19 protein-coding genes are annotated in these 23,798 nt (G+C 67.2%); 7 read left to right on the plus strand and 12 right to left on the minus strand.

Features of this window, described 5'->3' with window-relative positions:
- Positions 1-5: 5 nt before the first annotated feature.
- Entirely contained in the window at positions 6-335 is a 330-nt protein-coding gene (locus tag EJ903_RS16390; RefSeq protein ID WP_126617378.1) for an L-rhamnose mutarotase, read from the plus strand.
- 87 nt (positions 336-422) lie between these two features.
- Here EJ903_RS16390 and EJ903_RS16395 read toward each other — a convergent pair whose 3' ends face one another.
- The 5 genes from EJ903_RS16395 to EJ903_RS16415 all read right to left on the minus strand — a co-directional run bounded on the left by EJ903_RS16395 (position 423) and on the right by EJ903_RS16415 (position 6,514).
- Positions 423-1,493 (minus strand): saccharopine dehydrogenase family protein, encoded by a 1,071-nt coding sequence (locus EJ903_RS16395; protein WP_126617507.1) that lies wholly within the window; start codon positions 1,491-1,493, stop codon positions 423-425.
- A 238-nt stretch (positions 1,494-1,731) separates the two neighbouring features.
- Positions 1,732-3,420 carry a methyl-accepting chemotaxis protein gene (locus EJ903_RS16400; protein WP_126617380.1) on the minus strand — a complete coding sequence of 563 codons (1,689 nt, stop codon included), beginning with the start codon at positions 3,418-3,420 and terminating at the stop codon, positions 1,732-1,734.
- Between the two features lie 135 nt (positions 3,421-3,555).
- Positions 3,556-4,671 (minus strand): ABC transporter ATP-binding protein, encoded by a 1,116-nt coding sequence (locus tag EJ903_RS16405; protein ID WP_126617382.1) that lies wholly within the window; start codon positions 4,669-4,671, stop codon positions 3,556-3,558.
- A gap of 6 nt (positions 4,672-4,677) precedes the next feature.
- A complete protein-coding gene (locus EJ903_RS16410) occupies positions 4,678-5,529 on the minus strand; it encodes a carbohydrate ABC transporter permease (protein WP_174237317.1) in 852 nt (283 codons plus the stop codon).
- A gap of 31 nt (positions 5,530-5,560) precedes the next feature.
- Complete coding sequence (locus EJ903_RS16415; protein WP_126617386.1) at positions 5,561-6,514, minus strand: carbohydrate ABC transporter permease; 954 nt, start codon at positions 6,512-6,514, stop codon at positions 5,561-5,563.
- Between the two features lie 553 nt (positions 6,515-7,067).
- Between EJ903_RS16415 and zwf the strand changes: the two genes are divergently transcribed.
- The 3 genes from zwf to EJ903_RS16430 all read left to right on the plus strand — a co-directional run bounded on the left by zwf (position 7,068) and on the right by EJ903_RS16430 (position 10,769).
- Positions 7,068-8,573, plus strand: a complete 1,506-nt coding sequence (gene zwf / locus EJ903_RS16420) for a glucose-6-phosphate dehydrogenase (RefSeq protein WP_126617388.1) — start codon at positions 7,068-7,070, stop codon at positions 8,571-8,573.
- A gap of 81 nt (positions 8,574-8,654) precedes the next feature.
- Positions 8,655-9,656, plus strand: coding sequence for a glucokinase (gene glk / locus EJ903_RS16425; RefSeq protein ID WP_174237313.1), 1,002 nt, complete (start codon positions 8,655-8,657; stop codon positions 9,654-9,656).
- A gap of 33 nt (positions 9,657-9,689) precedes the next feature.
- Entirely contained in the window at positions 9,690-10,769 is a 1,080-nt protein-coding gene (locus EJ903_RS16430; protein WP_126617392.1) for an oxidoreductase, read from the plus strand.
- Between the two features lie 48 nt (positions 10,770-10,817).
- On the opposite strand, the gene EJ903_RS16435 is transcribed toward EJ903_RS16430, so the two are convergent.
- The 3 genes from EJ903_RS16435 to EJ903_RS16445 all read right to left on the minus strand — a co-directional run bounded on the left by EJ903_RS16435 (position 10,818) and on the right by EJ903_RS16445 (position 16,030).
- Positions 10,818-12,026 carry an ABC transporter substrate-binding protein gene (locus EJ903_RS16435; protein ID WP_126617394.1) on the minus strand — a complete coding sequence of 403 codons (1,209 nt, stop codon included), beginning with the start codon at positions 12,024-12,026 and terminating at the stop codon, positions 10,818-10,820.
- 244 nt (positions 12,027-12,270) lie between these two features.
- Positions 12,271-13,947 carry a methyl-accepting chemotaxis protein gene (locus EJ903_RS16440; RefSeq protein WP_126617396.1) on the minus strand — a complete coding sequence of 559 codons (1,677 nt, stop codon included), beginning with the start codon at positions 13,945-13,947 and terminating at the stop codon, positions 12,271-12,273.
- A gap of 385 nt (positions 13,948-14,332) precedes the next feature.
- On the minus strand, positions 14,333-16,030 hold the full coding sequence (locus tag EJ903_RS16445; RefSeq protein ID WP_126617398.1) for a methyl-accepting chemotaxis protein: 1,698 nt from the start codon (positions 16,028-16,030) through the stop codon (positions 14,333-14,335).
- Between the two features lie 548 nt (positions 16,031-16,578).
- On the opposite strand from EJ903_RS16445, the gene EJ903_RS16450 reads away from it, so the two are divergent.
- Positions 16,579-17,187: a TerC family protein gene (locus tag EJ903_RS16450; RefSeq protein WP_126617509.1), complete on the plus strand. Its 609-nt coding sequence runs from the start codon at positions 16,579-16,581 to the stop codon at positions 17,185-17,187.
- 48 nt (positions 17,188-17,235) lie between these two features.
- Here the strand turns inward: EJ903_RS16450 and EJ903_RS16455 are convergent, their stop codons facing one another.
- Genes EJ903_RS16455 through argH form a run of 4 tightly spaced genes read right to left on the minus strand, consistent with a single transcriptional unit; the run spans position 17,236 to position 21,126 of the window.
- Entirely contained in the window at positions 17,236-18,231 is a 996-nt protein-coding gene (locus EJ903_RS16455) for a heparan-alpha-glucosaminide N-acetyltransferase (RefSeq protein WP_377007344.1), read from the minus strand.
- On the minus strand, positions 18,222-19,481 hold the full coding sequence (lysA, locus tag EJ903_RS16460; RefSeq protein WP_126617514.1) for a diaminopimelate decarboxylase: 1,260 nt from the start codon (positions 19,479-19,481) through the stop codon (positions 18,222-18,224). Before lysA ends, EJ903_RS16455 begins: the two co-directional genes overlap by 10 nt.
- Positions 19,482-19,510: 29 nt before the next feature.
- Positions 19,511-19,702: a hypothetical protein gene (locus EJ903_RS16465; RefSeq protein ID WP_126617400.1), complete on the minus strand. Its 192-nt coding sequence runs from the start codon at positions 19,700-19,702 to the stop codon at positions 19,511-19,513.
- On the minus strand, positions 19,699-21,126 hold the full coding sequence (argH, locus tag EJ903_RS16470) for an argininosuccinate lyase (protein ID WP_126617402.1): 1,428 nt from the start codon (positions 21,124-21,126) through the stop codon (positions 19,699-19,701). The genes EJ903_RS16465 and argH overlap by 4 nt, the downstream gene beginning before the upstream one ends.
- Before the next feature lie 39 nt (positions 21,127-21,165).
- Here argH and EJ903_RS16475 point away from each other — a divergent pair, with 39 nt between their 5' ends.
- Together EJ903_RS16475 and ggt are read left to right on the plus strand one after the other, a co-directional pair.
- Positions 21,166-21,861, plus strand: a complete 696-nt coding sequence (locus EJ903_RS16475; RefSeq protein ID WP_126617404.1) for a TlpA family protein disulfide reductase — start codon at positions 21,166-21,168, stop codon at positions 21,859-21,861.
- A 131-nt stretch (positions 21,862-21,992) separates the two neighbouring features.
- On the plus strand, positions 21,993-23,762 hold the full coding sequence (gene ggt / locus EJ903_RS16480) for a gamma-glutamyltransferase (RefSeq protein WP_174237314.1): 1,770 nt from the start codon (positions 21,993-21,995) through the stop codon (positions 23,760-23,762).
- Positions 23,763-23,798 lie beyond the last annotated feature (36 nt).

Consider the following 23,798-nt stretch of genomic DNA (forward strand, 5'->3'; position numbering starts at 1 on the left):
CACCGATGCAACGCATGGGCATGGTGATCGGCATCGCGCCGGACAAGATCGACGAATACCGCCGCCTGCACGCCGCCGTGTGGCCGCAGGTGCTGGCGCGCATCGCGCAATCCAACATCCGCAACTACACCATTTTCCTGCGCGAGCCGGAAAATCTGCTGTTCGGCTGTTGGGAGTATCACGGCAGCGATTTCGAGGCCGACATGGCCGCCATCGCCGCCGACCCGGAGACCCGCCGCTGGTGGAGCTTTTGCAGCCCCTGCCAAGTCCCCTTGGACAGCCGCGCCCCCGGCGAGCATTGGGCGATGATGCAGGAGGTCTTTCACGTCGACTGACGGGGCGCGCGACGAAACGAACAGCGCCCGCCCCGGTGTGCGTCACCGGGGCGGGCGTTTGCCTACCCTGTGTTTGCCCGCCCGCTGTTACGACGCGTAATGCTTGCCGAAGCGGTTGGCGAGGAAGGCGTTGAGCGGAACCTGTTCCTGGCGGATGAAGCCCGCCTGCGGGATGCTGCCCTCGCGCAGCAGATCCAGGATGGCGCAGATCCCGGCGGCGGTCGTCACCTGGATGGCGCTCCACACCCGGCCGCCGATGGTCTTGCTGTAGATCTTGGTGGCGAAGGTTTCCTGGCGCAATTCGCCGTCCTGCACGCCGGTGGCGGTGGCGACCACCAGAACCACGTCCTGCAAGGTCAGCGGCACGGCGGTTTCCAGCACGTCTTTCAGCAGATGGCGGCGTTCGCCCAGACGCAGGTCACGGATCAGCAGGCGGACGATGTCGCGGTGGCCGGGGTAGCGCACGGTCTTGTAATCCAGATTGCGCACCTTGCCCGCCAGCGTCTCGCACAGCGACCCCAGCCCGCCCGAGGTGTTGAACGCCTCGTAATCCACGCCGTCCAGGGCGAACCGCTCGTCGCCTTCCAACGGCATGACCTCGCGCGGCTTGCCATCGACGATGGCTTCGCACGGGTTGCAATACTCGTTGATCAGCCCGTCGGTGCTCCAGGTCAGATTGTATTTCAGGGCGTTGGTCGGGTATTGCGGCAGTGCGCCGACGCGCAGATGCAGGTTGTGCAGCGTGTCGAACCGGCGGGCGAGATCATGGCCGACGACGGAGATGAAGCCCGGGGCCAGGCCGCATTGCGGGATCAGCGCGCTGTTGGCGGTTTCGGCCAGCTCCTTGACCTTGCGCGTCGCCGCGACGTCTTCGGTCAGATCCAGGTAATGCGCGCCGCAGGCGACGGCGGCCCCGGCGATCAGCGGGGTCAGGGTGTAGGGGCAGGCGCTCAACACCGCGTTCTGCCCGGTCATCGCCGCGCGCAGCGACTCCCCATCATGGACATCGACGCGGCGCACCTGGAACCCGGCCCGTTCGGCCCGCGCCAGCAGCGCGTCGTCGCGGTCGGCGACGGTGACGGTGAAATCATCGGTCTGCGTCAGCAAGGTGGCGATCATCGACCCGATCTTGCCAGCGCCCAGAACCAGAACCTTCATCGCGGCCACGGCCTTCCCCTTCCTGTTGTGCGGGTGGCGACATCCTGTCGCACCCATCTTGTCGCACCCCAAGAGTGGCCGGGCGGGCCGCCGGACAACAGCGGGCAAAGCGCCGGTTCCGCCGCCGATCTCCGTTGAATCAACGGATCGGTCGGCGAAACGACGGCGCGGTGCCCTGTGTTGTTGTCTTGTGCTGTTCCCCTGTGTTGTTCCCCTATGTTCTCCGGGGGGGCGGGTGTTACGCCGCCTTCACCCGGTCGAGGAAACCGGCCAACTCTCCGTTCAGACGCGCGGCTCCGTTGGACACGTCGGCGGAGCGTTCGCGCACCTGGGCCGCCGAACGCCCGGTGTCGGCCACCGCGCGGGCCAGCGCCTCGACATCCTCCTTCACCGCGTGGGACAGGCGACCGGCCCCGCTGACGGCGCGGCTGATTTCGGCGGTGGCGGCGGCCTGCTGCTCGACGGCGGCGGCGACGGCCGACGCGATGCCGTTCATGTCGCCGATGATGACGCCGATCCGACCGATGGCGGTGACGGTGGTGGTGACGACGCTCTGGATCGCCCCGATCTGCGCCGTGACCTCGTCGGTCGCCTGCGCGGTCTGGGCGGCCAGCGCCTTGACCTCTCCGGCGACGACGGCGAAGCCTCGCCCGGCCTCGCCCGCCCGCGCCGCCTCGATGGTGGCGTTCAGCGCCAGCAGGTTGGTTTGCTGGGCGATGCTGGTGATGAGGCCGACGACTTCGCCGATGCGGCCCGCCGTCTGGTTCAGGTCGCGCACCGCGCCGTCGGCGGCGGACACCGCCGCCACCGCGTCGTCCGACGCCCGGCGGGAGGAGTCCATCTGCCGCCCGATCTCGTTGATCGACGCCGCCAACTGGTCGGCGGAGGAGGCGACGGACTGGATGTTCACGCTGGCCTGTTCGGCTGTGCGCGCGGTGGTCAGCGAATGGCGGTCGGTCTCCTCGACGATCCCGGCGACGGTGCGCGCGGTGTCGTCCAATTGGGCCGAGGCTTCCAACAGGCTGCCGATCACGGCGTGAACGTCGGCTTCGAACGCTCGCATCGCGCGTTCCAGGATCAGGCCGCGCTCCAACTTGGCCTGTTGCTCGCGCTCCCGTTCGGCGGCGAGTTGGCGGGACTGGCGGGCGCTGTCCTTGAACACGGCCAGGGCGCGGGCCATGCCGCCCATCTCGTCGCGCCGGTTGGTGTCGGGCACATCGACGTCCAGGTCGCCGTCGGCCAGCCGGGCCATCAGCCCGGTCATCCGCCGCACCGGGCGGGCCACGCCGCGCGCCACCACCACGCTCATCACGGCGGCCAGCAGCAGGACCACGGCGGTTCCGGCGATCAGCAGGATTTGCGCGCGTTCGGCCTCCGCCTCCTGCCCGGCGGTCAGTTGCTCCATGCGCTGGGCTTCGGCGCTGCGCAGATCGTCGATGGTCTGCCGGATGCGCTCGATCCCGGCGCGCCCGGCCCCGGCGGCCTCCATGGCGCGGGCCTCCTCGCGGGTGGCGGGGTTGGCCATCAGCGCGATCTGTTTGGCGACCGCCTGCCCGACCCACGCCTTCAGCGCCTCGGACAGGGCGGTCAGGCGGGCGGTCTGTTCGGCGTCGCCATCGGCCAGCCGGGTCAGCTTGGCGAAGGAACGGTCGAAGGAGCGGCGGCCCGTTTCGAAATGGTTGAGAAAGCGGGTGTCCCCGGCCAGCAGATAGCCGCGCACGCCCAGATGCTGTTCGGACACGGCCTGTGCGATGGCGGACAGCGCGTCCGAGGCGTCGCGGCTGCGCCCGGCCTGTTCGGCCCCGTCGCGCACGGTGGCAAAGCTGGCGAGCGACAGGGCGGCGAGCGCCAGCGCCAGGGCGGCCAGACCGCCAAAGGCCAGCGACAGGCGGCCCGTGATCCCGCCGGTGAGGCTGTGGATGGACATGGTTCCTCCCGTCCCCGGCCTGTGCGCGGCGCGGGGTGATGGTTTTTCTTAGGTTTGGGGTTGTGATTTGAAGGACTGCGAGCGCGCCGCTCCCCCTCTCCCAACAGGGAAGAGGGGGACGTCGGCCACGCGCGGTCAGATGCGCTGTTCGCTCTTGGGGTCGAACAGGTTGGCGCGGGCCATGTCGATCATGAAGTCGGCGTTTTCGCCCTCGACCATGCGGTCGCTGGGCTTGATGCGGGCGACGACCTCCTGGCCGCAGAGCTGGATGTAGGTGATGGTGTCGGCCCCCGTCGGTTCCAGCACATTCACCGGGCAACCGACCTGGACCAACGCCGGGTTCCCCGCCGCGACGGTGGGGTCGTAGCAGGTGATCGCCTCCGGCCGGATGCCGAGGATGACCTCCTGGCCCAGCCAGCGGTCGGCCTGGGCCGGGGCCTCATGCAGCGGCAGGAAGCGGGCGGGGCCGCCGTCGCTGCGCAGGCCGACGCCCAGCCGGTCGCCCTCGGCGGCCAGGGTGCCCCGGATGAAGTTCATCGTCGGCGACCCGATGAAGCTCGCCACATACATGTTGGCGGGGCGTTCATAGACCTCCTGCGGCGGGGCGAATTGCTGGACGATGCCTTCCTTCATGATGGCGATGCGGCTGGCCAGCGTCATCGCCTCGATCTGGTCGTGGGTGACGTAGACGACGGTGGTGCCAAGCCGCTGGTGCAGCTTCTTGATCTCGGTGCGCATGTCGACGCGCAGCTTGGCGTCCAGGTTGGACAGCGGCTCGTCGAACAGGAACACCTTGGGGTCGCGGACCAGGGCGCGGCCCATGGCCACGCGCTGGCGCTGGCCGCCCGACAATTGCGCGGGCTTGCGGTCCAGCAGATGTTCGATCTGCAACAGCTTGGCCACGCGCTGCACCGCGCTGTCGCGGTCGGCCTTGGACTGGCCGCGCATCTCCAGCGAAAAGCCGATGTTCCGCGCCACCGTCATGTTGGGGTAGAGCGCGTAGGACTGGAACACCATGGCGATGTCGCGGTCCTTGGGATGGACACCGTTGATGACCCGCTGGTCGATGCGGATTTCACCCGCACTGATGGTTTCCAACCCGGCGATCATGTTCAGCAGGGTGGATTTGCCGCAGCCCGACGGGCCGAGCAGAACCAGGAATTCGCCATCCGTCAGGCTGAGGTCGATCCCCTTCAGGATCTCGACGTTGCCATACTGCTTGCGGACGTTGTTGATGGTGAGAGTCGCCATGTCAGATCACCCCTTGACCGAGCCAGCGGTCAAACCGCGAATGAAGTATTTTCCGGCCAGCGCGTAGACGACGAGGGTGGGCAGGCCCGCGATCATCGCGGCCGCCATGTCGACGTTGTACTGCTTGACGCCGGTGGTGGTGTTCACAAGGTTGTTCAGCGCCACCGTGACCGGCTGCGCCCCGCCCGCCGCGAAGGACGCGCCGAACAGGAAGTCGTTCCAAATCTGGGTGAACTGCCAGATGATCGTCACCACCATGATCGGCAGCGACAGCGGCAGCATGATCTTGGTAAAAATCTGGAAGAACCCGGCCCCGTCGATGGTCGCCGCCTTCACCAGATCGTCGGGAATGCTGACGTAGTAGTTGCGGAAAAACAGGGTGGTGAAGGCCAGGCCATAGACGACGTGGACCAGGATCAACCCCGCCGCCGACCCGGCCAGACCCAGGAAACCCAGCGTCTGCGCCATCGGCAGCAGCATGACCTGCGAGGGCAGGAAGCTGCCGAACAGGATCATCGCGAAAATCACGTTGGCCCCGCGAAAGCGCCATTTGGTCAGCGCGTAGCCGTTCAGCGCCCCGAACAGGGTGGAGATGATGACCGCCGGGACGACGATCACCAGCGAGTTCATGAAATAGGGGGCCATGCCCCGGCAATCGGCGCCGATGCAGGCGCGGGTCCAGGCGTAGGTCCACGCGTCGGTGCTGATGTCGCGCGGCAGCGACAGCAGCGAGCCGGTGCGGATCTCGTCCAGGCTCTTGAAGGAGGTGGACACCATCACCACCAGCGGCAGCAGGTAATAGGCCGCGAACAGCAACAGGATCAGATACAGGCCCCAGCGGGCGACGCGCGGTCCCATCCCTTCGGCGGGCGGCAGCGCGGAGGTCAGGCTAGACACGCTTGCCCCCTTTCAGCTCGGAATAGAGATACGGGACGATGATGGCGACGACGGTGGCGAGCATCATCATGGCGCTGGCCGATCCGATGGCGATCTGGTTCCGGCGGAACGTCATCTCGTACATGAAGGTCGCGGGCAGGTCGGACGCGTAACCCGGACCGCCGCCGGTCAGCGCGACGACGAGGTCGTAACTCTTCACCGCCAGATGGGCGAGGATGACGAAGGCGCTCATGAACACCGGGCGGACCGAGGGCAGCACGATGCCCCAATAGATACGCGGCAGGCTGGCCCCGTCGAGGTAGGCGGCCTTGATGATCTCCTGATCCACCCCGCGCAGGGCCGCCAGGAACAGCGCCATGACGAAGCCGGAGCTTTGCCAGACCGCCGCGATCACCAGCGTGTAGACGGCGGTGTCCTGCTGCACGATCCAGTCAAAGGTGAAATCGGGAAAGCCCAGATCGCGCACGAATTCCTGAATGCCGATGGTCGGGTTCAGGATCCATTTCCACGCCGTGCCGGTGACGATGAAGCTCAACGCCATCGGGTAGAGGTAGATGGTGCGCAGCACCCCTTCGCCCCGGATGCGCTGGTCGAGCAGAACCGCCAGCACGATGCCGATGGCCAGGCTGACGCCGATGAACAGGCCGCCGAAAATCAGCAGATTTTCGATGGCGACGTACCAGCGGTCGATCCGCCACAGCTTCTCATAGGCTTCCGCCCCGACCAGATCGTAGCTGGGCAGCATGCGGGAGTTGGTGAAGCTGATGTAGACCGTCCACAGGATGAAGCCATAGACGAACACCAGGATCGCCGCGAAGGACGGGGCGACCACCAGTTTCGACAGATGGCGTTGCGCCAGCTCGCCCAAGCTGGCACGGGCGGGGGCGTCCGTGTCGGCGGCGATTGGCGCGGCGGTGGCTTTGTAAGAGGATGACGGCACGGTCATGGGGCGATCCTCGCCGGAAGGGGGCCGGTCATGGGGCGACGCCATCGGCACACCCCCACGCGGTCGCCCTTGCGGTCGTCGCCGTGGGAAAACGCAGGTCGCGCATTCTGGTCCCTCCCGAAACAGGTTGCTGTTGGACCGCTGGTGATGGATCGCGGTCGTTTGTCTGGCGGTTACTGTACCTGCCCGATGATGCGGGGGGCGGACTATTTGGTAACAGGGCGCTTTCGTTGCCGGGCTGCTGTTACATGGGCGTTACAAACCGGCTTTTCGTAACAGGTCGAAGCGGTTGATACGCCGCTGTTACACGGAAACCGGCCCCGCACGCGCGGTCGCGGATTAGTGTGGCCGCAAACAATGCGCGGTGTGAGCAAAACGCTTTTGGGACGCGTGGGTTCGGCATATCTTCCCGCTCCCCCCACCAGGGAGAGGGGCGGGAGAGGGGCGGGGAGAGGAGGCGGCGCGTGACGCTTATGGCCGCGCCAACCCCCATCATCCCCACCGCCGCCCCAGGGGGAAGATCGGGTTCCAACCATTGGGAAAGACAAGCAGCATGAGTTCCACCATCGAGCGCGTGGCCTCCTTTGATTATGTGGTGTTCGGTGCCACCGGCGATCTGTCGCTGCGCAAGCTGTTGCCCGCGCTGTACGAGCGTGACCGCGACGGCCAGTTGCCCGACGATGGCCGCATCATCGGCGTGTCGCGCATCGGGCTGGACGGGGCGGCGTTCCGGGCGCTGGCTGCGGACGCGCTGACCCAGCACGCCGCCCCGCTCGACCCGGCGACGACCGACCGTTTCCTCGCCCGTCTCGATCACATCACCGCCGACGCGCAGGGGACGGAGGGCTGGGACGCGCTCGCCAGCCGGTTTGACGGGGTGGCGGACAAGGTCCGCGTCTTCTACCTCGCCACCCATCCCGACCTGTTCGGGCCGATCTGCCAGCGGCTGGCCCGCGCCGGGCTGGTGACGGCGCGGTCGCGGGTGGTTCTGGAAAAGCCGATCGGGCGCGATCTGGCTTCGGCCCGCCGCATCAACGACGAGGTCGGCGCGGTGTTCCAGGAAGGCCAGATCTTCCGCATCGACCATTATCTGGGCAAGGAGACGGTGCAAAATCTGCTGGCGCTGCGCTTCGCCAACGCCCTGTTCGAACCGCTGTGGAACAGCGGCGGCATCGACCATGTGCAGATCACCGCCGCCGAATCCCTGGGCATCGAACGGCGTGGCGGCTATTACGACCGTTCCGGCGCGCTGCGCGACATGGTGCAGAATCACCTGCTGCAACTGCTCTGCCTCGTCGCGATGGAGGCTCCGGCCTCGCTGGAGCGCGAGGCGGTGCGCGATGAAAAGCTGAAGGTGCTGCGGGCGCTGGCCCCGCTGACCGGGGCCGACGGGCTGACCCACAGCGTGCGCGGCCAGTACCGCGCCGGGGCCATCGACGGCGAACCGGTCCCCGGCTATCTCGACGAGGACGGGGTGGCCGCCGACAGCGCGACCGAAACCTTTGTCAGCCTGCGGGCGGAGCTGCGCAACTGGCGCTGGGCCGGGGTTCCCTTTTACCTGCGCACCGGCAAACGGCTGCCGCAACGGGTGTCGGAAATCGTCATCCAGTTCCGCCCGGTCCCGCACAGCATTTTCGGGGCTTCCGCCGGGCCGGTGATGCCGAACCGGCTGGTCGTGCGCCTGCAACCCGACGAACACATCCGCCTGCGCCTGATGACGAAGGAGCCGGGGCCGGGCGGCCTGCGCCTGCGCGCCGCCGCCCTGAATCTCAGCTTCGCCGAAACCTTCAAGCGGCGGGTCCCGGACGCCTATGAACGGCTGCTGATGGACGTGGTGCGCGGCAACCCCACCCTGTTCATGCGCCGCGACGAGGTCGAAAGCGCGTGGGAATGGGCCGAAGGGCTGTTGGGCGCGTGGCGCGACAGCGGCGAGCGGCCCAAACCCTACACCGCCGGGACCTGGGGGCCGTCCGCCGCCATCGCCATGATCGAGCGCGACGGACGGACCTGGCATGAGGAGGACGGGCAAGTGGAGGATGGCGCGCCGGTCGCGCTCTGAGTCACGGCCGCCGCTCCGTTCCCTCCGCCGCGCACAAAACCCCACCCGCAACACCCCACCCGCAACAGCCATGAGATCCGCATGACCGACACCGCCTGGCCCGCCCTGGTCGCCGACATCGGCGGCACCAACGCCCGTTTCGCCCTGGTGGCCGAACCGGGGGCCGCCCCGTCCGCCATCCTCAGCCTGCCCGCCGCCGATTACCTGAATCTGCCCGACGCCATCGCCGCCTATCTGGAGCGGGTGGACGCCCGCCCGCGTTCGGCCTGCATCGCCGTGGCCGGGCCGACGGTGGGCGACCGCATCGTGCTGTCCAACCGCAATTGGGATTTCTCGGTGCGGGCGTTGGCGGAGCGGTTCGGCTTTGCCCCGCTGCGCCTGATCAACGATTGCGAGGCGCTGGCGCTCGCCCTGCCGCGCCTGGGGGCGGACGACCTGATGCGGCTGGGGCCGGAGGGGACGAGCGGGGAGGTGGGCCGACCGTTGGCGCTGATCGCGCCCGGCACCGGGCTGGGCATGTCGGGGGCGCTGCCGACGCCGCAGGGCTGGATCGCCCTGTCGGCGGAGGGCGGTCACGCCGACCTCGCCCCGGTCGATGATCTGGAGATCGAGGCGCTGCGCCGGGTGCGCGGCGAGCGGGGGCGGGTGTCGTTGGAAAGCGTGCTGTGCGGGTCCGGGTTGGAGCGGCTGCACCGCGCGGTCGCCGGGGCGCTGGGCCTGTCCACCGACCCGCTGCCCGCCGCCGAGATCACCCGCCGCGCGGTTGGCGGTGGCGAGGGCGGGTTGGACCGGCTGTGCGTCCAGACCCTGACCACTTATTGCGCCCTGCTGGGCGGGGCGGCGGGCAATCTGGCGCTGAGTTTGGGGGCGCGCGGCGGCGTCTATGTCGGCGGTGGCATCGCCCCGCGCTTTGCCGCCTTTCTCGCCGCCAGCCCCTTCCGCGCCCGGTTCGAGGCGAAAGGACGGATGGCGGATTACTTGCGGCCCGTACCAAGCTGGCTCATTCTGGCCAACACCCCGGCGTTGAGCGGGGCCGCCGCCCATCTGGACAGCCTGCACGGTGTCCGGGCGGATGCCGCCTGACTCCACACCCACCCGTTTTTGAGGAAACGCCCCATGAGCACCAGCGCGACCCGTTCCGGGCCGTCCTCCGGCCCGCCCGTCGGTCCTCTGTCCGTCGGGCTGCTTGGGTTCGGTCTGGCCGGATCGGTCTTCCACGCCCCGCTGATCCAGTGCGAACCGCGCCTGCGGCTGGCCGCCATCGCCAGCTCGCGCACTGAGGAGATCCGCAAGGCGGCACCGGAGGCGGTCGCCCACGCCAGCCCCGCCGCCATCATCGCGGATCCCGACATCGACGTGGTGGTGATCGCCACCCCCAACACCAGCCACGCCGCGTTGGCCCGCGCCGCGCTGCTGGCGGGCAAGCATGTGGTGGTGGACAAGCCGATGGCGACCTCCGTCCGCGAGGCCGACCAGTTGATCGAGCTGGCCCACCGTCAGGACCGGCTGTTGACCGTGTTCCACAACCGGCGCTGGGACGGCGATTTCCTGACCCTGCGCGACTGCATCGACAGCGGTGCCCTGGGCGAGGTTTATCATTACGAGGCGCATTTTGACCGGTTCCGCCCGGCGATCAAGCAGGGGTGGCGCGAACGGCCCTTGCCGGGGTCGGGGGTGCTGTTCGATCTGGGCGCGCATCTGATCGATCAGGCGCTGACCCTGTTCGGCCTGCCGCAGACCGTCACCGCCGACGTCGGCACCCAACGCCGCGCGGGCGAGGTCGATGACTGGTTCCACCTGATCCTGAATTACGGCCGGATGCGGGCGATCCTGCACGCCGGAACGGTGGTGTGCCATCCGGGGCCGCGTTACCAGATCCACGGCGACGCGGGCAGCTTCCTGAAATCCGGCATGGATGGGCAGGAGGCCGCCTTGCGCGCCGGACGCCGCCCGACCGACAGCGATTGGGGCCTGGACGAGCCGGACCGGTATGGCCGCTTGTTCGAGGCCGACGGCGGCGAACGGGTGGTCGAAACCCGCGTCGGCGATTACGCCGCCTTTTACCGGGGGGTGGCCGCCGCCATCCTGGACGGGGAGGCCCCGCCGGTGACGGCCGAATCCGCCCGCTACGTCATGGCGGTGCTGGAAGCCTGCGCGCGCAGCGCGGTGGAACGGCGGACGGTGGCGCTGCCGTAACGGCGCAAAACGCGGGGTGGGCGGCCACGCCCACCCCCCAGCGTTGTGTCATCCCTTCACCAGCGGGCACCCGCCATCGGCCAGCGGACGCCACGCCTGTTCGGGCGGAATGGTTCCGGTGACGGTGAAGAAATCCCAGCCGCCGCGCGAGTCCTTCACCGGCTTGGTCGTCAGCAGATAGAGCGGGTGCAGCTTGCGGCCATCGGCGCGCACGCTTCCCGGCCCGAACAGCGGGTCGTCGGTCGGCATCGCCTTCATCGCCGCGACCACGGCCCGGCCATCCGCCGCGCTTTTCAGCGATTCGACCGCTTTCAGGTAATGCAGCACCGCTGAATAGACGCCCGCCTGCATGTCGTTGGGCACGTTGCCGCGCGGGTGGCGGGCGGAAAAGCGTTTGGCGAACTCCCGGCTGTTGTCGTTGCGGTCCCAGTAATAGGCCGAGACCACCGACACGCCCTGGCTCGCCGCCAGCCCGACGCCGGGCATGCCGACGATGTTCAAAATCAGCGCGGCAACCCGCTGCTGCCCACCAATGCCGAATTCGGCGGCCTGTTTCAACGCGTTGACCGTGTCAGCCCCGGCGTTGGCCAGCCCGATCACATCGGCCCCCGATGCCTGCGCCTGCAACAGGAAGGACGAGAAATCCGAGGTTCCCAGCGGGTGGCGGGCCGATCCCAGCACGGTCCCCCCGGCGGCGGTTACGGCCTCTGCCGCGTTCTTTTCCAGATCCTTGCCAAACGCGTAATCGGCGGTGATGAAGTACCAGCGCTTGCCGCCCTGCGCGGCCAGAATCTGGCCCATGCTGTGGCCCTGCGCCCAGGTGTCGTAGGTCCAATGGACGCTGTTGGGGGTGCAGGATTTCCCGGTGAGTTCGGAGGTTCCCGCCCCCGAGGCGATGAACACCCGGTTCTGGTCGCGCGCCATCCCGGCGACGGCCAGCGCGATCGCTGAATTGGGAACATCGACGATGAGATCGACGCTGTCCTGTTCGTACCAGCGCCGGGCGATGGCGGCCCCGACGTCGGTCTTGTTCTGGTGGTCGGCGGCGATCACCTCCACCGGCACGCCCAGCCGATTGCCGAAATCCTCCACCGCCATCTTGGCGGCGATCACCGATCCCGGCCCCTGATCGTCGGCGTAGATGCCGGACATGTCGTTCAGAACGCCGATGCGCACGGGCTTCCCCTGCGCCTGGACCAGTCCGGGCATCACGCTGACCGCCAGAAGGGCGGCCAGACCAACGGCTGTCTTCATCATCGCGCTTGTCCTTCCCTGGATGCTGCCCCCGATGGTTGGCCGGGCGTTGGTCCGCCCTTGTTCCACGGTCCGGCGCGCGGGCACCGGCGGAGGTCGATCCATAAAAGGTATTCTTCATAACAATAATGTCAATCACCAATTTGGTGATATAACATACAGCATCGCCAAGCGATGAAAAAATGAGGCCGGAGGGAGTGTTCCCTCCGGCCCCGAATGGACCGGTTGATGATGAGGAGCGACCGGATCAGGCCCGGCGCACCACCGACAGGAAGCTGGCCACCTCGCTGGACAGGCTTTGCGATTCACCGAGCAACGACCGCGCGGCCCCTAGCAGCTCTTCGGCGCTGGCCCCGGTGTCGCGGGCCTGACGCGACACCGCTTCGATGCTCGACGTCACCTGATGGGTCCCGGTGGACGCCTCCTGCACGTTGCGGGCGATTTCGCGGGTGGCGGCCCCCTGCTGGCCGACGGCTTCGGACACGGTGGCGGTGATGTCGCTGATGCGGCGGATGGTGTCGACGATGGTGGAAATCGCCTGCACCGCCGCGTTGGTTTCGCCCTGGATGCCCGCGACCTGGGTCTGGATGTCCTCCGTCGCCTTGGCGGTCTGGTTGGCGAGATTCTTGACCTCGCTGGCCACCACGGCGAAGCCCTTGCCCGCTTCGCCCGCGCGCGCCGCCTCGATGGTGGCGTTCAGCGCCAGCAGATTGGTTTGCGCGGCGATGGAGTTGATGAGCTGAACCACCTCGCCGATCCGGTTGGCGGCGTCGGCCAGCCCCTTGACCGTGTCGTTGGTGGTCTGCGCCTCCGTCACCGCCAGGGTGGCGACCTGTGTGGCCTCGCCCACATAACGGCCGATCTCGCCGATGGAGGCCGACAGCTCTTCGGCGGCGGCGGCGACGGTTTCGACGTTGCTCGACGCTTGGACCGCCGCGCTGGACACGTTGCTGGCGGTGGCCTGGGTGCTTTCGGCGCTGCTGGTCAGGCGTTCGGCGTTGCCGCGCATGCGCTGGGCCGATTCGGTGACGGCGCGCACCACCACGTCGATCTTTCCGGCAAAGCTGCGGGTGGCGTTGTCGATTTCCGCCCGGCGACGGGCCTGCGCCTCTTCAGCGTCGCGCTGTTCCTGGGCCAGACGGTCGGCGGTGGCCAGCCCGTCGCGGAATCCGGCGACCGCGCGGGCCATCTCGCCGATCTCGTCGGCGCGGTCGGTTTCCGTCACCTGGGTGGTGTAATTCTTGTGCCCCAACGCCTCCACGGCGGCGGCGAGATGCTGCAAGGCCACCATCTGGCGTTTGACGTAGACGAAGATCACCACGCACAGCGCCACGCCCACCAGCAGCGACACCACGCCGATGCGCCAGCCCAGTTGCTGGATCAGGGCGTAGAACTCGCCCGACGGCATGCCGACGGCGAACGCCCCGATGCCCTTGCCCGACGCGTCTTTCAGCGGGACATAGGTGACGAGGAAATTCACCCCCAGCACCGGGTATTCCCCCAGGAAACTTTCCCCACGCACGACGACGCGCTGGTGGATGTCGTCCGGCATCTTGGAACCGACCGCGCGGGTTCCGTCCGGGTTGACCAGGGTGGTGGCGATGCGGGTGTTGTCGCGGAACATGGTGACGGTGATGTTCAGCGCCGCCTTGATCCGGTCGACATGCTCAAAGGTGCCTTCCAGCGGGGTGTCGCCCACCATCAGCTTGCCATCGGCGATGCGGTAGGGGAGGTTTTTCGGATTCAGGATCTCTTTGGCGACCCGGATGTTCATCTCCTGCCGGTCGATCTCCTGCCGTTTCAGGTCGGTCGCGATGAAGTAGAGCGACACGAACAGAGTCGCGGCACAACTTGCGATCGTGCCGATCAGGGTCAGCGACACCAGTTTCTGGGCAAAGGACAGGCGACTCAGAAGATTGCTCATGCACAGGCTCCCGCTCTCAGCAAACGCCAGGGCAATTGCTGCAATGCAAAACAAACGCAAGGGTTGTTTCAGGCTATCAGCCGTTGTCAAAGGCGGCAACAGCCGTTTGGGTGAACGAATGCGTTCGGCAACGATAATGTTACAATCCGCTCAACCGGTGCCGATCGCGCGAACGGCATTCGCGGAAAACAGAAAAATCAACCATAGGGCGCATCCCTTCTTTGATGCCCGATCCACCATGTCGGGCGGCACTGTGCGTCATGTGGTCAGACCATTCCCTTGAGCTTGATCAATCATTCAACAAAAAACAGATCAACCACGCCGGGCAGGGCGTGGTTGATCGCGGCACGGGGGCGAAGGCTGTTCTGACGATGAACGGGGCGGTTCAGGCGGCGCGCACCGTTGCGATGAAGCGATTCACTTCCGATTTCAACCGGTCGGCGTCGCGGCTGAGGCCGCTGGCGGTGCCGAGCACCTGGGACGCGGCGGCCCCGGTGGCGGTGGCGGCCTGCATCACACCGACGATGTTGCTGCTGACCAGTTCGGTGCCACGCGCGGCCTGGTTGACGTTGCCGGAAATCTCGTTGGTGGCGGCGTTCTGCTCTTCGATGGCCGCCGCGATGGTGGTGGAGATTTCGTTCATCCGTTGGATGATGCCGCCCACCGAGACGATGGCCCCCTGCGCGCCAACGGTGGCGCTTTGGATGTCCTTGACCTTGGTCTGGATCTCGTCGGTGGCCTTGGCGGTTTGGCTCGCCAGCGCCTTCACCTCGCCCGCGACGACGGCAAAGCCCTTGCCCGCTTCACCCGCCCTTGCGGCTTCGATGGTGGCGTTCAGCGCCAACAGGTTGGTTTGGCTGGCGATGTTGTTGATGAGATCGACCACGGCCCCGATCTGGTTCGAGGTGTCCACAAGACCCTGCATCATCGCCTTGGTCCGTTCGGCCTCGCGCACCGCTTCGGTGGAGATCTGGGTCTGGTTGGCAACCTGGCGCCCGATTTCCAGGATGGAGGCCGCCAACTCCTCGGTCGCCGACGCAACCGTCTGCACGTTGGCGGAGGATTGTTCCGACGCGGTCGCCACAGCGGTGGCCTGGCCGGACGCCTGGCTGGCGCTGGAGGACAGGCTGGTCGCCGCCCCTTCCATCTGGATGGCCGATGCGGCCACGGTGTTGACGATGCCCATCACCGCCTGTTCGAAGGCCGTGGCGAGTTGGTTCAGGTCGGCCTTGCGGCGGGCTTCGGCCTGGGCCTTTTCTTCGGCTTGCCGGGCTTCCAGGCGGCGCACCTCCTGCGCGTTGGTTTTGAACACGTCCAGGGCGCGGGCCAACTGGCCAACCTCGTCGCGCTGGTCGGCACCGCGAATGACGGTGTCCAAATTGCCGCGCGACACCTCACCCATCGCGCCGACAATCCGGCTCATCGGGCGGGTGATCGTGGCGATGACAATCAACAGGGTCAACCCGACGCCGACGAGCAGGCCCACGGCCGAGGTGGTCCAGATGGCGAGCCGGGTGTTGACCAGCAGAACATCGGATTCGGCGCTGATGGTTTCCATTTCCTTGCCGTTGATCGCCACACGTTCGTCGATGTAGGTGGCGATGGCGCGGCGGGCGGCGGCTGATTCCGTCATGCTCAGCTTCACCGCCTCGGCGTCCTTGTTGGCGCTGGCCAGATCGATCACCTTGCTGGCGAGTTGGCGGTACGCGGGCAGCAGGCTGTTCAAGCGCTGCGTGGTTTCCCGGCGGGCTTGGGTGGTCGCGGTGCGCTCCAGCACAGCCAGAGCCGCATCGACGGCCGCCATTTCATCCTGATAACGTTTGGCCGCATCCCGCAACTCATCCGGGTTGTTGGTCAGGATGATGTTTTTTTCCGCAATCGTCGCCGTGTTCAGGTGGCGGCTGACCTCCAGCATCTGGATGCGGCGTTCGGCGATCACGTCGATCACCTCGGTGGACATCTTGTCGAGATCCTCGATCCGCGACAGGGCGGTGGCGCTGATGACCGCCAGCACCGCGACCAGGATGGACACCGGGGTGAGGATTTTGACCAGCAGACGTTGGTTGGCGAACCAGCGGATCATGACACCTCCAGGGGGGCGTAAGGCAAAAGGGATGTTGATTGTCATGACTCTATCACAGGCGACCCCTTCGCCTATCAGGGCCTACCCTTAGATCAGCCTGAAATTCATGATACCTAAGCAGCGGAAAGTTCATCTGAAGGTGCGAAGGCAACTTTGTTGTTTCAAAATGCGGAAAAATTCCAGAGACAAATGCATTGGGATTTCCATTTTTGAACATCCTATTCTTACAGGATGAGCGTGAAATTTTTCCATGACCAGGCAGTCAAGTGTTTCTTCTGATTATAATATTTACACAATCTGTTACGCCATGATTCATATTGCGGAAATTCGATACAAGATCCTCCTGCTCGTGGGCGAGAGGCTTTATCCGATTGGCTGACCAGGGTTTGCTGCCCAGCCGTCGAAAAACGCACCTTCCACCGGGCGTGGGGGTTGCGCGAACACGAAGCCTCGCGATATAGGGCTATCCATCAACCTGTCTGACAACTAGCCCAGGAACCCCGCCCGTGGACTCGCTGCTTCCCGAATTGATCGCGCTTGGTCAGGTCATGTTCATCGATCTGGTATTGGCGGGCGACAACGCCATCGTCGTCGGCATGGCGGCGGCGGGCGTGGCCAAGGCGCAGCGCGCCCAGGTGATTTTCTGGGGCATCGCGGCGGCGGTGGGGCTGCGCATTGTCTTTGCCCTGCTGACCACGCAGCTTCTGGACATCATTGGCCTGACCTTTGCCGGTGGCATCCTGCTGCTGTGGGTGTGCTGGAAGCTGTACCGCGAGCTGCGCGAACAGAAGGAAGAGGCGGAAGGGGCCGATCTGGTGTCGGATGGTGATGGCGATGGCGACGGTGCCGGCTCCGCCGCTGGCGGGGGCAAGACGATGAAGGCCGCCATCTGGCAGGTGATCGTCGCCGACGTGTCGATGTCGCTGGACAATGTGCTGGCGGTGGCCGGGGCCGCGCGCGAGCATCTGTGGGTGATGGCGATCGGCCTGCTGCTGTCGGTGGCGCTGATGGGGGCGGCGGCCAGCGTGATCGCGCGTCTGCTGAACCGCTATCACTGGATCGCCTATCTGGGGCTGGGCGTGATCGTCTATGTCGCGCTGATGATGATCTACAACGGCGGGATCGAGGTGCTGACCGTCGCCGGGGCAATGCGCTGACCGGATGATCGGGTGAACCGGCGGGGGGGCTTTTTCCCCCCGCTTGGCTTATGGCGCGACGCAGCGTTGGGCCGCCGCCCCGATGTTGGCGCGGCTCTGCGCGTCGAGCCGGTCGGTCAGGAAGGCGTCCCACTGGCCCAAGGCGGTGATCTCCCGCCGCACGCAGCCGCAACGGCTCTCGCACAGCGCGGGCGCGGTTCCGGTCCGCTCGCAACTGGCGACGCAGGAAGCGAGGAAGTTGCGGGAGGCCGGTGATTCGACCGCAAACAGCCCGCTTTGCGCCAGAACCCAGATCGCGCCGTACAAGATCGGTTGATGGATCAGGTAGATGGCCAGGCTTTGACGCCCGCCCCAGACCAGCGCGCGGACCACGGGCCGCCCGATGCCACTCCCCAACAGACCGCCGCCCGGCAAGCCGCCCCCCGGCAAACCGCCACAGCCAACCCCCGGCCAGCGGCGGGCCAGCGCCACCCCGGCCAGCAGGGCCGCCATCCAGGGCAGCAGCGGCACGAAATCGTTGGAATCCGGCGGCACGCTGGTCAGGCCGATCCAGCGCAGCCACGGGCTGTCAAACAGCGGAAAGGCCAGCGTCTGCCCGGCGGCCAGCACCGCCGCTGCCAGCGCCAGCGTGGCCCCGGCGGGCCAGCGGACGACGGCCAGCCCCAGCAGGCTCGCCACCGCCATGTGATGCAGAACGCCAAAAAAGATCGGGCTGTCCGGAAAGACGGCGTAGGACGCGGCCGACACGGCGGCGGCGGCGGCCACCAGGCGGCCCAGGCGGCGGGAAAAGCGGGGCCAATCCAGCCCGCTCTCGGTCGCCAACACCAGCCCGATGCCAGCGATCAGCAGAAAGCTCGACAGGATCGCGGTGCGGGCGGCCAGCCACAGCGGGTTGTCAAACAGGTCAAACCCGGCCAAGCCGGTGAAGGTCAGATCCCAACAGGCGTGATAGACCGCCATGGCGACCAGCGCCACGCCGCGCGCCGCGTCCAAACGGGGGCGGCGCGTCGGCGTTTGGGCCGGATCTGTGACCGTTACAGCCAGTCGGGCACCCGTTCGGCCGCCAGCATCTCTTCCACCGTCGGGCGCGGGCGGATCACGGCGAAACGGTCGCCGTTGACCAGCACCTCCGGGATCAGGGGGCGGGTGTTGTAGGTGGAGGACATGGCCGCGCCATAGGCCCCCGCCGACAGGAAGGCGACCAGATCATCGTCCGCCAGCGGCGGTAGCGGGCGTTGCACGGCAAAGGTGTCGCCGCTTTCGCACACCGGGCCGACCACGTCGAACGGCTCCAACGCGGCCCCGGCCTCCGGCTCCGCCACCGGGATGATGCCGTGATAGGCCTCGTACAGCGACGGGCGGATCAGGTCGTTCATCGCGGCGTCGACGATGGCGAAACGGCGGTGCAACCCCTGCTTCACATAGATGACGCGGCTGACCAGGATTCCGGCGTTGCCGACCAGCGACCGGCCCGGCTCCAGCGTGACGCGGCACCCCAGATTGCCGGTGATCGACCGCACCATCGCGGCGTAGTCGGCCAGATCGGGCGGTGCCTCGTTCTTGTAGGTGATGCCCAGACCGCCACCCAGATCGAGGCGCTGGATGTCGTGCCCGTCGGCGCGCAGTTGGTGGAGCAGGGCGGCGACCCGCTCATAGGCGGCGCGGAAGGGGGCCAGATCGGTCAATTGCGAGCCGATGTGGACGGCGATCGACACCGGCTTGATGCCCGGCAGCGAGGCGGCGAGCTTGTAGATGTCGCGCGCCTGGTCGTAATCGATGCCGAACTTGTTCTCTTTCTTGCCGGTGGCGATCTTGGCGTGCGTCTTGGCGTCCACGTCAGGGTTGACGCGGATGGCGATGGGGGCGACCACCCCCAGGCTCGACGCCACCGCGCTCAACGCCTCCAGCTCCGGGATGGATTCGACGTTGATCTGGTGGATCTTGGCTTCCAGCGCCTCGCGCAGCTCCTCGCGCGTCTTGCCGACGCCGGAAAAGACGATGCGCTCGGCGGGAATGCCGCCCGCCAACGCGCGTTTCATCTCACCCACCGACACCACGTCGGCCCCCGACCCCAGCCGGGTGAAGGTGCGGATGACCGCCAGATTGGAATTCGCCTTCAGCGCGTAGCAGACGCCCGCGTCCTGCCCGGCGAAGGCCCCGGCGTAGGCGCTGTAATGGGCCTCCAGCGCGGCGGTGGAGTAGAGATAGAATGGCGTGCCGACGGCGCGCGCGATGTCGTTCACCGACACCGATTCGGCGTGGAGAACGCCGTAGCGGTAGGCGAACGCCCCCATCGGCGCGCTGGGCTTGCTGGTGGACGCGCTCATGGAAACTGCACTCCCGAAGACGGTTGGCCGGGCTTGGGATCCAACGCGGGATTGGGGTAGCTGCGGGGGAAGGGATCGGTTTGCCCCTCCGGCATGGGCTGGTCCACGTATTTCGGGCGTTTGCCGCAGGCCGACAGCGCGAGCGCGGCGGCCACGAGCAGAACGGTCACACGGATGGGGTGCTTCACAGGAAACGCTCCCGAGCGGCCTTCACCGCTTCCTTGACGCGGACGGGGGAGGCACCGCCGAAGCTGCGGCGGCTGTCCAGCGACGCTTCGATGCTCAGCGCCGGATAGACGGCCTCGGTGATGCGGGGTTCGATGGCCTGGAACTCGGCCAGCGTCAGATCGGTCAGGCCGACGCGCCGGTCCTCCGCCGCCTTCACCGCACGGCCCGTCACGTGGTGGGCTTCGCGGAACGGCATGTCGAGTTCACGCACCAGCCAATCGGCCAGATCGGTGGCGTTCAGGAAGCCACGGTCGGCGGCCTCGCGCATCGCCGCCTTGTTCGGCTGCATGTCGCGGACCATGCCCTCGGTCGCGGCGATGCACAGCGCCAGCGTGTCGTCGGTTTCGAAGACGGGTTCCTTGTCTTCCTGCATGTCCTTGGAATAGGCCAGCGGCAGCCCCTTCATCACCATCAGCAGGCCGTTCAGCGCGCCGACGACGCGGCCCGATTTGGCGCGCACCAGCTCCGCCGCGTCGGGGTTCTTCTTCTGCGGCATGATGGAGGAACCGGTGGTGAAGGCGTCCGACAGCTTGATGAAGCGGAACTGGGCCGAGCACCAGACGACGATCTCCTCGGCAAAGCGCGAGAGATGCACCGCGCAGATCGAGGCGACCGAGAGGTATTCCAGCGCGAAATCGCGGTCCGACACGGCGTCGAGCGAATTGGCGGTCGGGCGGTTGAAGCCCAGCGCCTCCGACGTCATGAAACGGTCGATGGGGTAGGGGGTTCCGGCCAGCGCCGCCGACCCCAGCGGGCATTCGTTCAGGCGGCACCGGGCGTCGCGCGCGCGGCTGCGGTCGCGCCCGAACATCTCGACATAGGCCAGCAGGTGATGGCCGAAGGACACCGGCTGCGCGGCCTGGAGGTGGGTGAAGCCGGGCATCACCGTGTCGGTGTTCTGTTCGGCCAGATCGATCAGCGCGCTTTGCAGCGACATCAGGCCGGAATCGAGCCGGTCGAGCGCGTCGCGCACCCACAGCTTGAAATCGGTGGCGACCTGATCGTTGCGCGACCGCCCGGTGTGCAGGCGCTTGGCCGGTTCGCCGATCAGTTCGGCCAGACGGGCTTCGACATTCATGTGAATGTCTTCCAGTTCCGTCTTGAAGACGAAGCTTCCGGCGTCAATCTCTTCCTTCACCCGGTCCAATCCGGCGCGGATGGCGTCGGCGTCGGCCTGGGTGATGATGCCCTGCTTGGCCAGCATGGCGGCGTGCGCCTTCGATCCGGCGATGTCCTGATCGGCCAGACGCTTGTCAAAGCCGATGGAGGCGTTGATCTTCTCCATGATGGCGGCAGGGCCGCGCGCGAAACGGCCGCCCCACATCTGGCTTGCGGCGGGGGCGGGGGCAGCGGCGTTGTCTTGCGGGGCGTGATCGGCGCTCATGTCAACGGCATTCGGGTAGGGGGGCAAGGAAGCGTGAGTATGCGGACTTTGACGGCCACCGCAACGGTTTGTGTGTGTCTGGCCGGTGTCGGGGCCTGGTGGGCCGCCGACGCGCTGCCCCTGTCCGCCCCGGCGGCCCCCACGGTGCTGCGGCTGGACGCCCCGTCGCCGCCCGCCGCATCCCCGGCGGGGGGAGCGGCCGGGGCGCAGACCATCGCCGGTTTGGAGAAATACAAGGGGGCCGAAACGCCCAAGCCCTTGCCGCCGCTGTCCTTTGTCGATGGCGAGGGGCGGCGGGCCGACCTGAGCCAATTCGCCGGGCGCGTCGTGCTGCTCAACCTGTGGGCCACCTGGTGCGGGCCGTGCGTGAAGGAGATGCCTTCGCTCGACCGTCTGCAAGGCCAGTTGGGCGGGCCGGGTTTCCAGGTGGTCGCCCTGTCGCTCGACCGGGGCGGGCGCAACGCGGTGGAACCCTTCTATCAGAAGACCGGCGTCAAGAATCTGGCGCTGTTCCTCGATCCCGGCAGCGCGTCGATGCAGGCGTTGGGCCTGCGCGGCCTGCCCACCACCCTGCTGATCGACGCGGAGGGGCGGGAGCTGGGCCGGATGGAAGGGGCGGTGGAGTGGGATTCGCCGGAGGTGCTGGCCTTCCTGCGCGGCTACGCCGGTCGCGGCAACGGCCCGGCGCGCGGCGGCTCCCAACCCAGCGGCGGCGTGGTGAAGACCGGCGGTTGAGGGATTCCAGGGTCGAATCCATTTCACACAAAAGATTGACCTTTTGGGGTCGGGCGGTGGACGATGGGGCGGTTGTTGATCGTTTGGTCAACGATCCATCCCCCCTCCGTCCGTTCTGGAGAGTTCCCCGCATGACGAGTCTGCCCGCCCGGTTCCGCCTGTCCGGCCCGGTGATGCTGTCCGCTGTCGTTGCGCTGTGCGTTGGTCTGGCTGGCCCGGTCGGGGCGCAGACGGCGGCGGCCCCGCCGTCGGTGCGGTACGACATCGGGTATGACATTTTCCACCCGGTGCGGGCGCTGAACGGCATGGTCGCCAGCGAACACCGGCTGGCCACCGAAGTCGGTCTGGCGATCCTGAAGCGCGGCGGCAACGCGGTGGACGCGGCGGTGGGCGTTGGCTTCGCCCTGGCCGTGGTGCTGCCCAACGCGGGCAACGTCGGCGGCGGCGGCTTCATGATGCTGCACGAGGCCAAGAGCGGGCGCGACGTCGCCATCGACTTCCGCGAGATGGCGCCGGCGCGCGCCAGTCGCGACATGTATCTCGACGCGCAGGGCAAGGTGGTCGCCGACCGCTCGCTCTACACCCACCTCGCCGTCGGGGTGCCGGGGACGGTGGCCGGGCTGGCCCACGCCCTGGCCCAGCACGGGACCTTGCCCCTGGCCGAGGTGCTGGCTCCGGCGATCCGGCTGGCCCGCGAGGGGTTCGAGGTGTCGCCGCAACTGGCCGGGCTGCTGGAGGCCGAAGACGATCACCTCGCCAAATGGGAGGCCAGCCGCGCCATCTTCTTCAAGGGCGACCGCCCGTTGCGCGCCGGGGAACGGCTGGTGCAAACCGATCTGGCCAATTCGCTGGAGTTGATCGCCAAGGACGGCCCAAAAGCCTTTTACGAAGGGCCGATCGCCGAAAAGATCGCGGCGGAGATGGCCCGTCACGGCGGCCTCATCACAGCGGAGGATCTGAAGGGCTACAAGGTCGTGGATCGTGAGCCGGTCAGCGGGACCTATCGCGGCTACACCGTGAAGTCGATGCCGCCGCCCAGCTCCGGCGGGACCCACATCATCCAGCTTTTGAACATCCTGGAGCGCTACCCGTTGAAGGAAAACGGGTCGGGCAGCGCCCAGAACATCCATGTGATGGCGGAGGCGATGAAGTTCGCCTATGCCGACCGCGCCGAATATCTGGGCGACCCCGATTTCACCAAGGTCCCGGTCAAGGGGCTGACCGCGCGCCGCTACGCCGACGAGCTGGCGGCGAAGATCGACCCCGACAAGGCCACCCCGGCCAAGACGATCAAGCCCGGCCAGCCGCAGCCCTACGAAAGCGACCAGACCACCCATTTCTCGGTCGCCGACTCCCAGGGCAACGTCGTCGGCGTCACCTACACCCTGAACCTCAATTTCGGCAGCGGCATCGTGGCGGCGGGGACCGGCATTTTGCTGAACAACGAGATGGATGATTTCTCGGCCAAGCCCGGCGTGCCCAACGCCTTCGGGCTGGTGGGGGGCGAGGCCAACGCCGTCCAGGCCTTCAAGCGTCCGTTGAGTTCGATGTCGCCCACCATCGTGCTGAAGGATGGCAAGCCCTGGCTGGTCACGGGCAGCCCCGGCGGCAGCCGCATCATCACCACGACCCTGGAAACCATCCTGGATCACATCGATTTCGGCATGAATCCGGCGGAAGCGACGGCGGTTCCGCGCGTTCACCACCAATGGACCCCGGACGAGCTGCGGGTGGAGCGCGGCATCAGCCCCGACACCATCCGCCTGCTGGAGCAGAAGGGGCACAAGGTGGTGGTCAAACAGACCATGGGCCGCACCCAGACCATCCAGATCCGGCCCGACGGCCTGTTCCTGGGGGCGTCCGATCCCCGCAACCCGGATGGCCTGACGCTGGGCTATTGATTGGGGCGCGATGGATCGGGTTTTCCGTTCGCAGCG

It is taken from the genome of Azospirillum griseum (genome assembly GCF_003966125.1).
GTDB classification, from domain to species: domain Bacteria; phylum Pseudomonadota; class Alphaproteobacteria; order Azospirillales; family Azospirillaceae; genus Azospirillum; species Azospirillum griseum.

Bases quoted from the DNA above. Each gene is read 5' to 3' on its own strand.
- EJ903_RS16390 (WP_126617378.1), top strand. From the start codon at position 6: ATGCAACGCATGGGCATGGTGATCGGCATCGCGCCGGACAAGATCGAC.
- EJ903_RS16395 (WP_126617507.1), bottom strand. From the start codon at position 1,493: ATGAAGGTTCTGGTTCTGGGCGCTGGCAAGATCGGGTCGATGATCGCC.
- EJ903_RS16400 (WP_126617380.1), bottom strand. From the start codon at position 3,420: ATGTCCATCCACAGCCTCACCGGCGGGATCACGGGCCGCCTGTCGCTG.
- EJ903_RS16405 (WP_126617382.1), bottom strand. From the start codon at position 4,671: ATGGCGACTCTCACCATCAACAACGTCCGCAAGCAGTATGGCAACGTC.
- EJ903_RS16410 (WP_174237317.1), bottom strand. From the start codon at position 5,529: ATGGGACCGCGCGTCGCCCGCTGGGGCCTGTATCTGATCCTGTTGCTG.
- EJ903_RS16415 (WP_126617386.1), bottom strand. From the start codon at position 6,514: ATGACCGTGCCGTCATCCTCTTACAAAGCCACCGCCGCGCCAATCGCC.
- zwf (WP_126617388.1), top strand. From the start codon at position 7,068: ATGAGTTCCACCATCGAGCGCGTGGCCTCCTTTGATTATGTGGTGTTC.
- glk (WP_174237313.1), top strand. From the start codon at position 8,655: ATGACCGACACCGCCTGGCCCGCCCTGGTCGCCGACATCGGCGGCACC.
- EJ903_RS16430 (WP_126617392.1), top strand. From the start codon at position 9,690: ATGAGCACCAGCGCGACCCGTTCCGGGCCGTCCTCCGGCCCGCCCGTC.
- EJ903_RS16435 (WP_126617394.1), bottom strand. From the start codon at position 12,026: ATGATGAAGACAGCCGTTGGTCTGGCCGCCCTTCTGGCGGTCAGCGTG.
- EJ903_RS16440 (WP_126617396.1), bottom strand. From the start codon at position 13,947: ATGAGCAATCTTCTGAGTCGCCTGTCCTTTGCCCAGAAACTGGTGTCG.
- EJ903_RS16445 (WP_126617398.1), bottom strand. From the start codon at position 16,030: ATGATCCGCTGGTTCGCCAACCAACGTCTGCTGGTCAAAATCCTCACC.
- EJ903_RS16450 (WP_126617509.1), top strand. From the start codon at position 16,579: ATGTTCATCGATCTGGTATTGGCGGGCGACAACGCCATCGTCGTCGGC.
- lysA (WP_126617514.1), bottom strand. From the start codon at position 19,481: ATGGGGGCGTTCGCCTACCGCTACGGCGTTCTCCACGCCGAATCGGTG.
- argH (WP_126617402.1), bottom strand. From the start codon at position 21,126: ATGAGCGCCGATCACGCCCCGCAAGACAACGCCGCTGCCCCCGCCCCC.
- EJ903_RS16475 (WP_126617404.1), top strand. From the start codon at position 21,166: ATGCGGACTTTGACGGCCACCGCAACGGTTTGTGTGTGTCTGGCCGGT.
- ggt (WP_174237314.1), top strand. From the start codon at position 21,993: ATGACGAGTCTGCCCGCCCGGTTCCGCCTGTCCGGCCCGGTGATGCTG.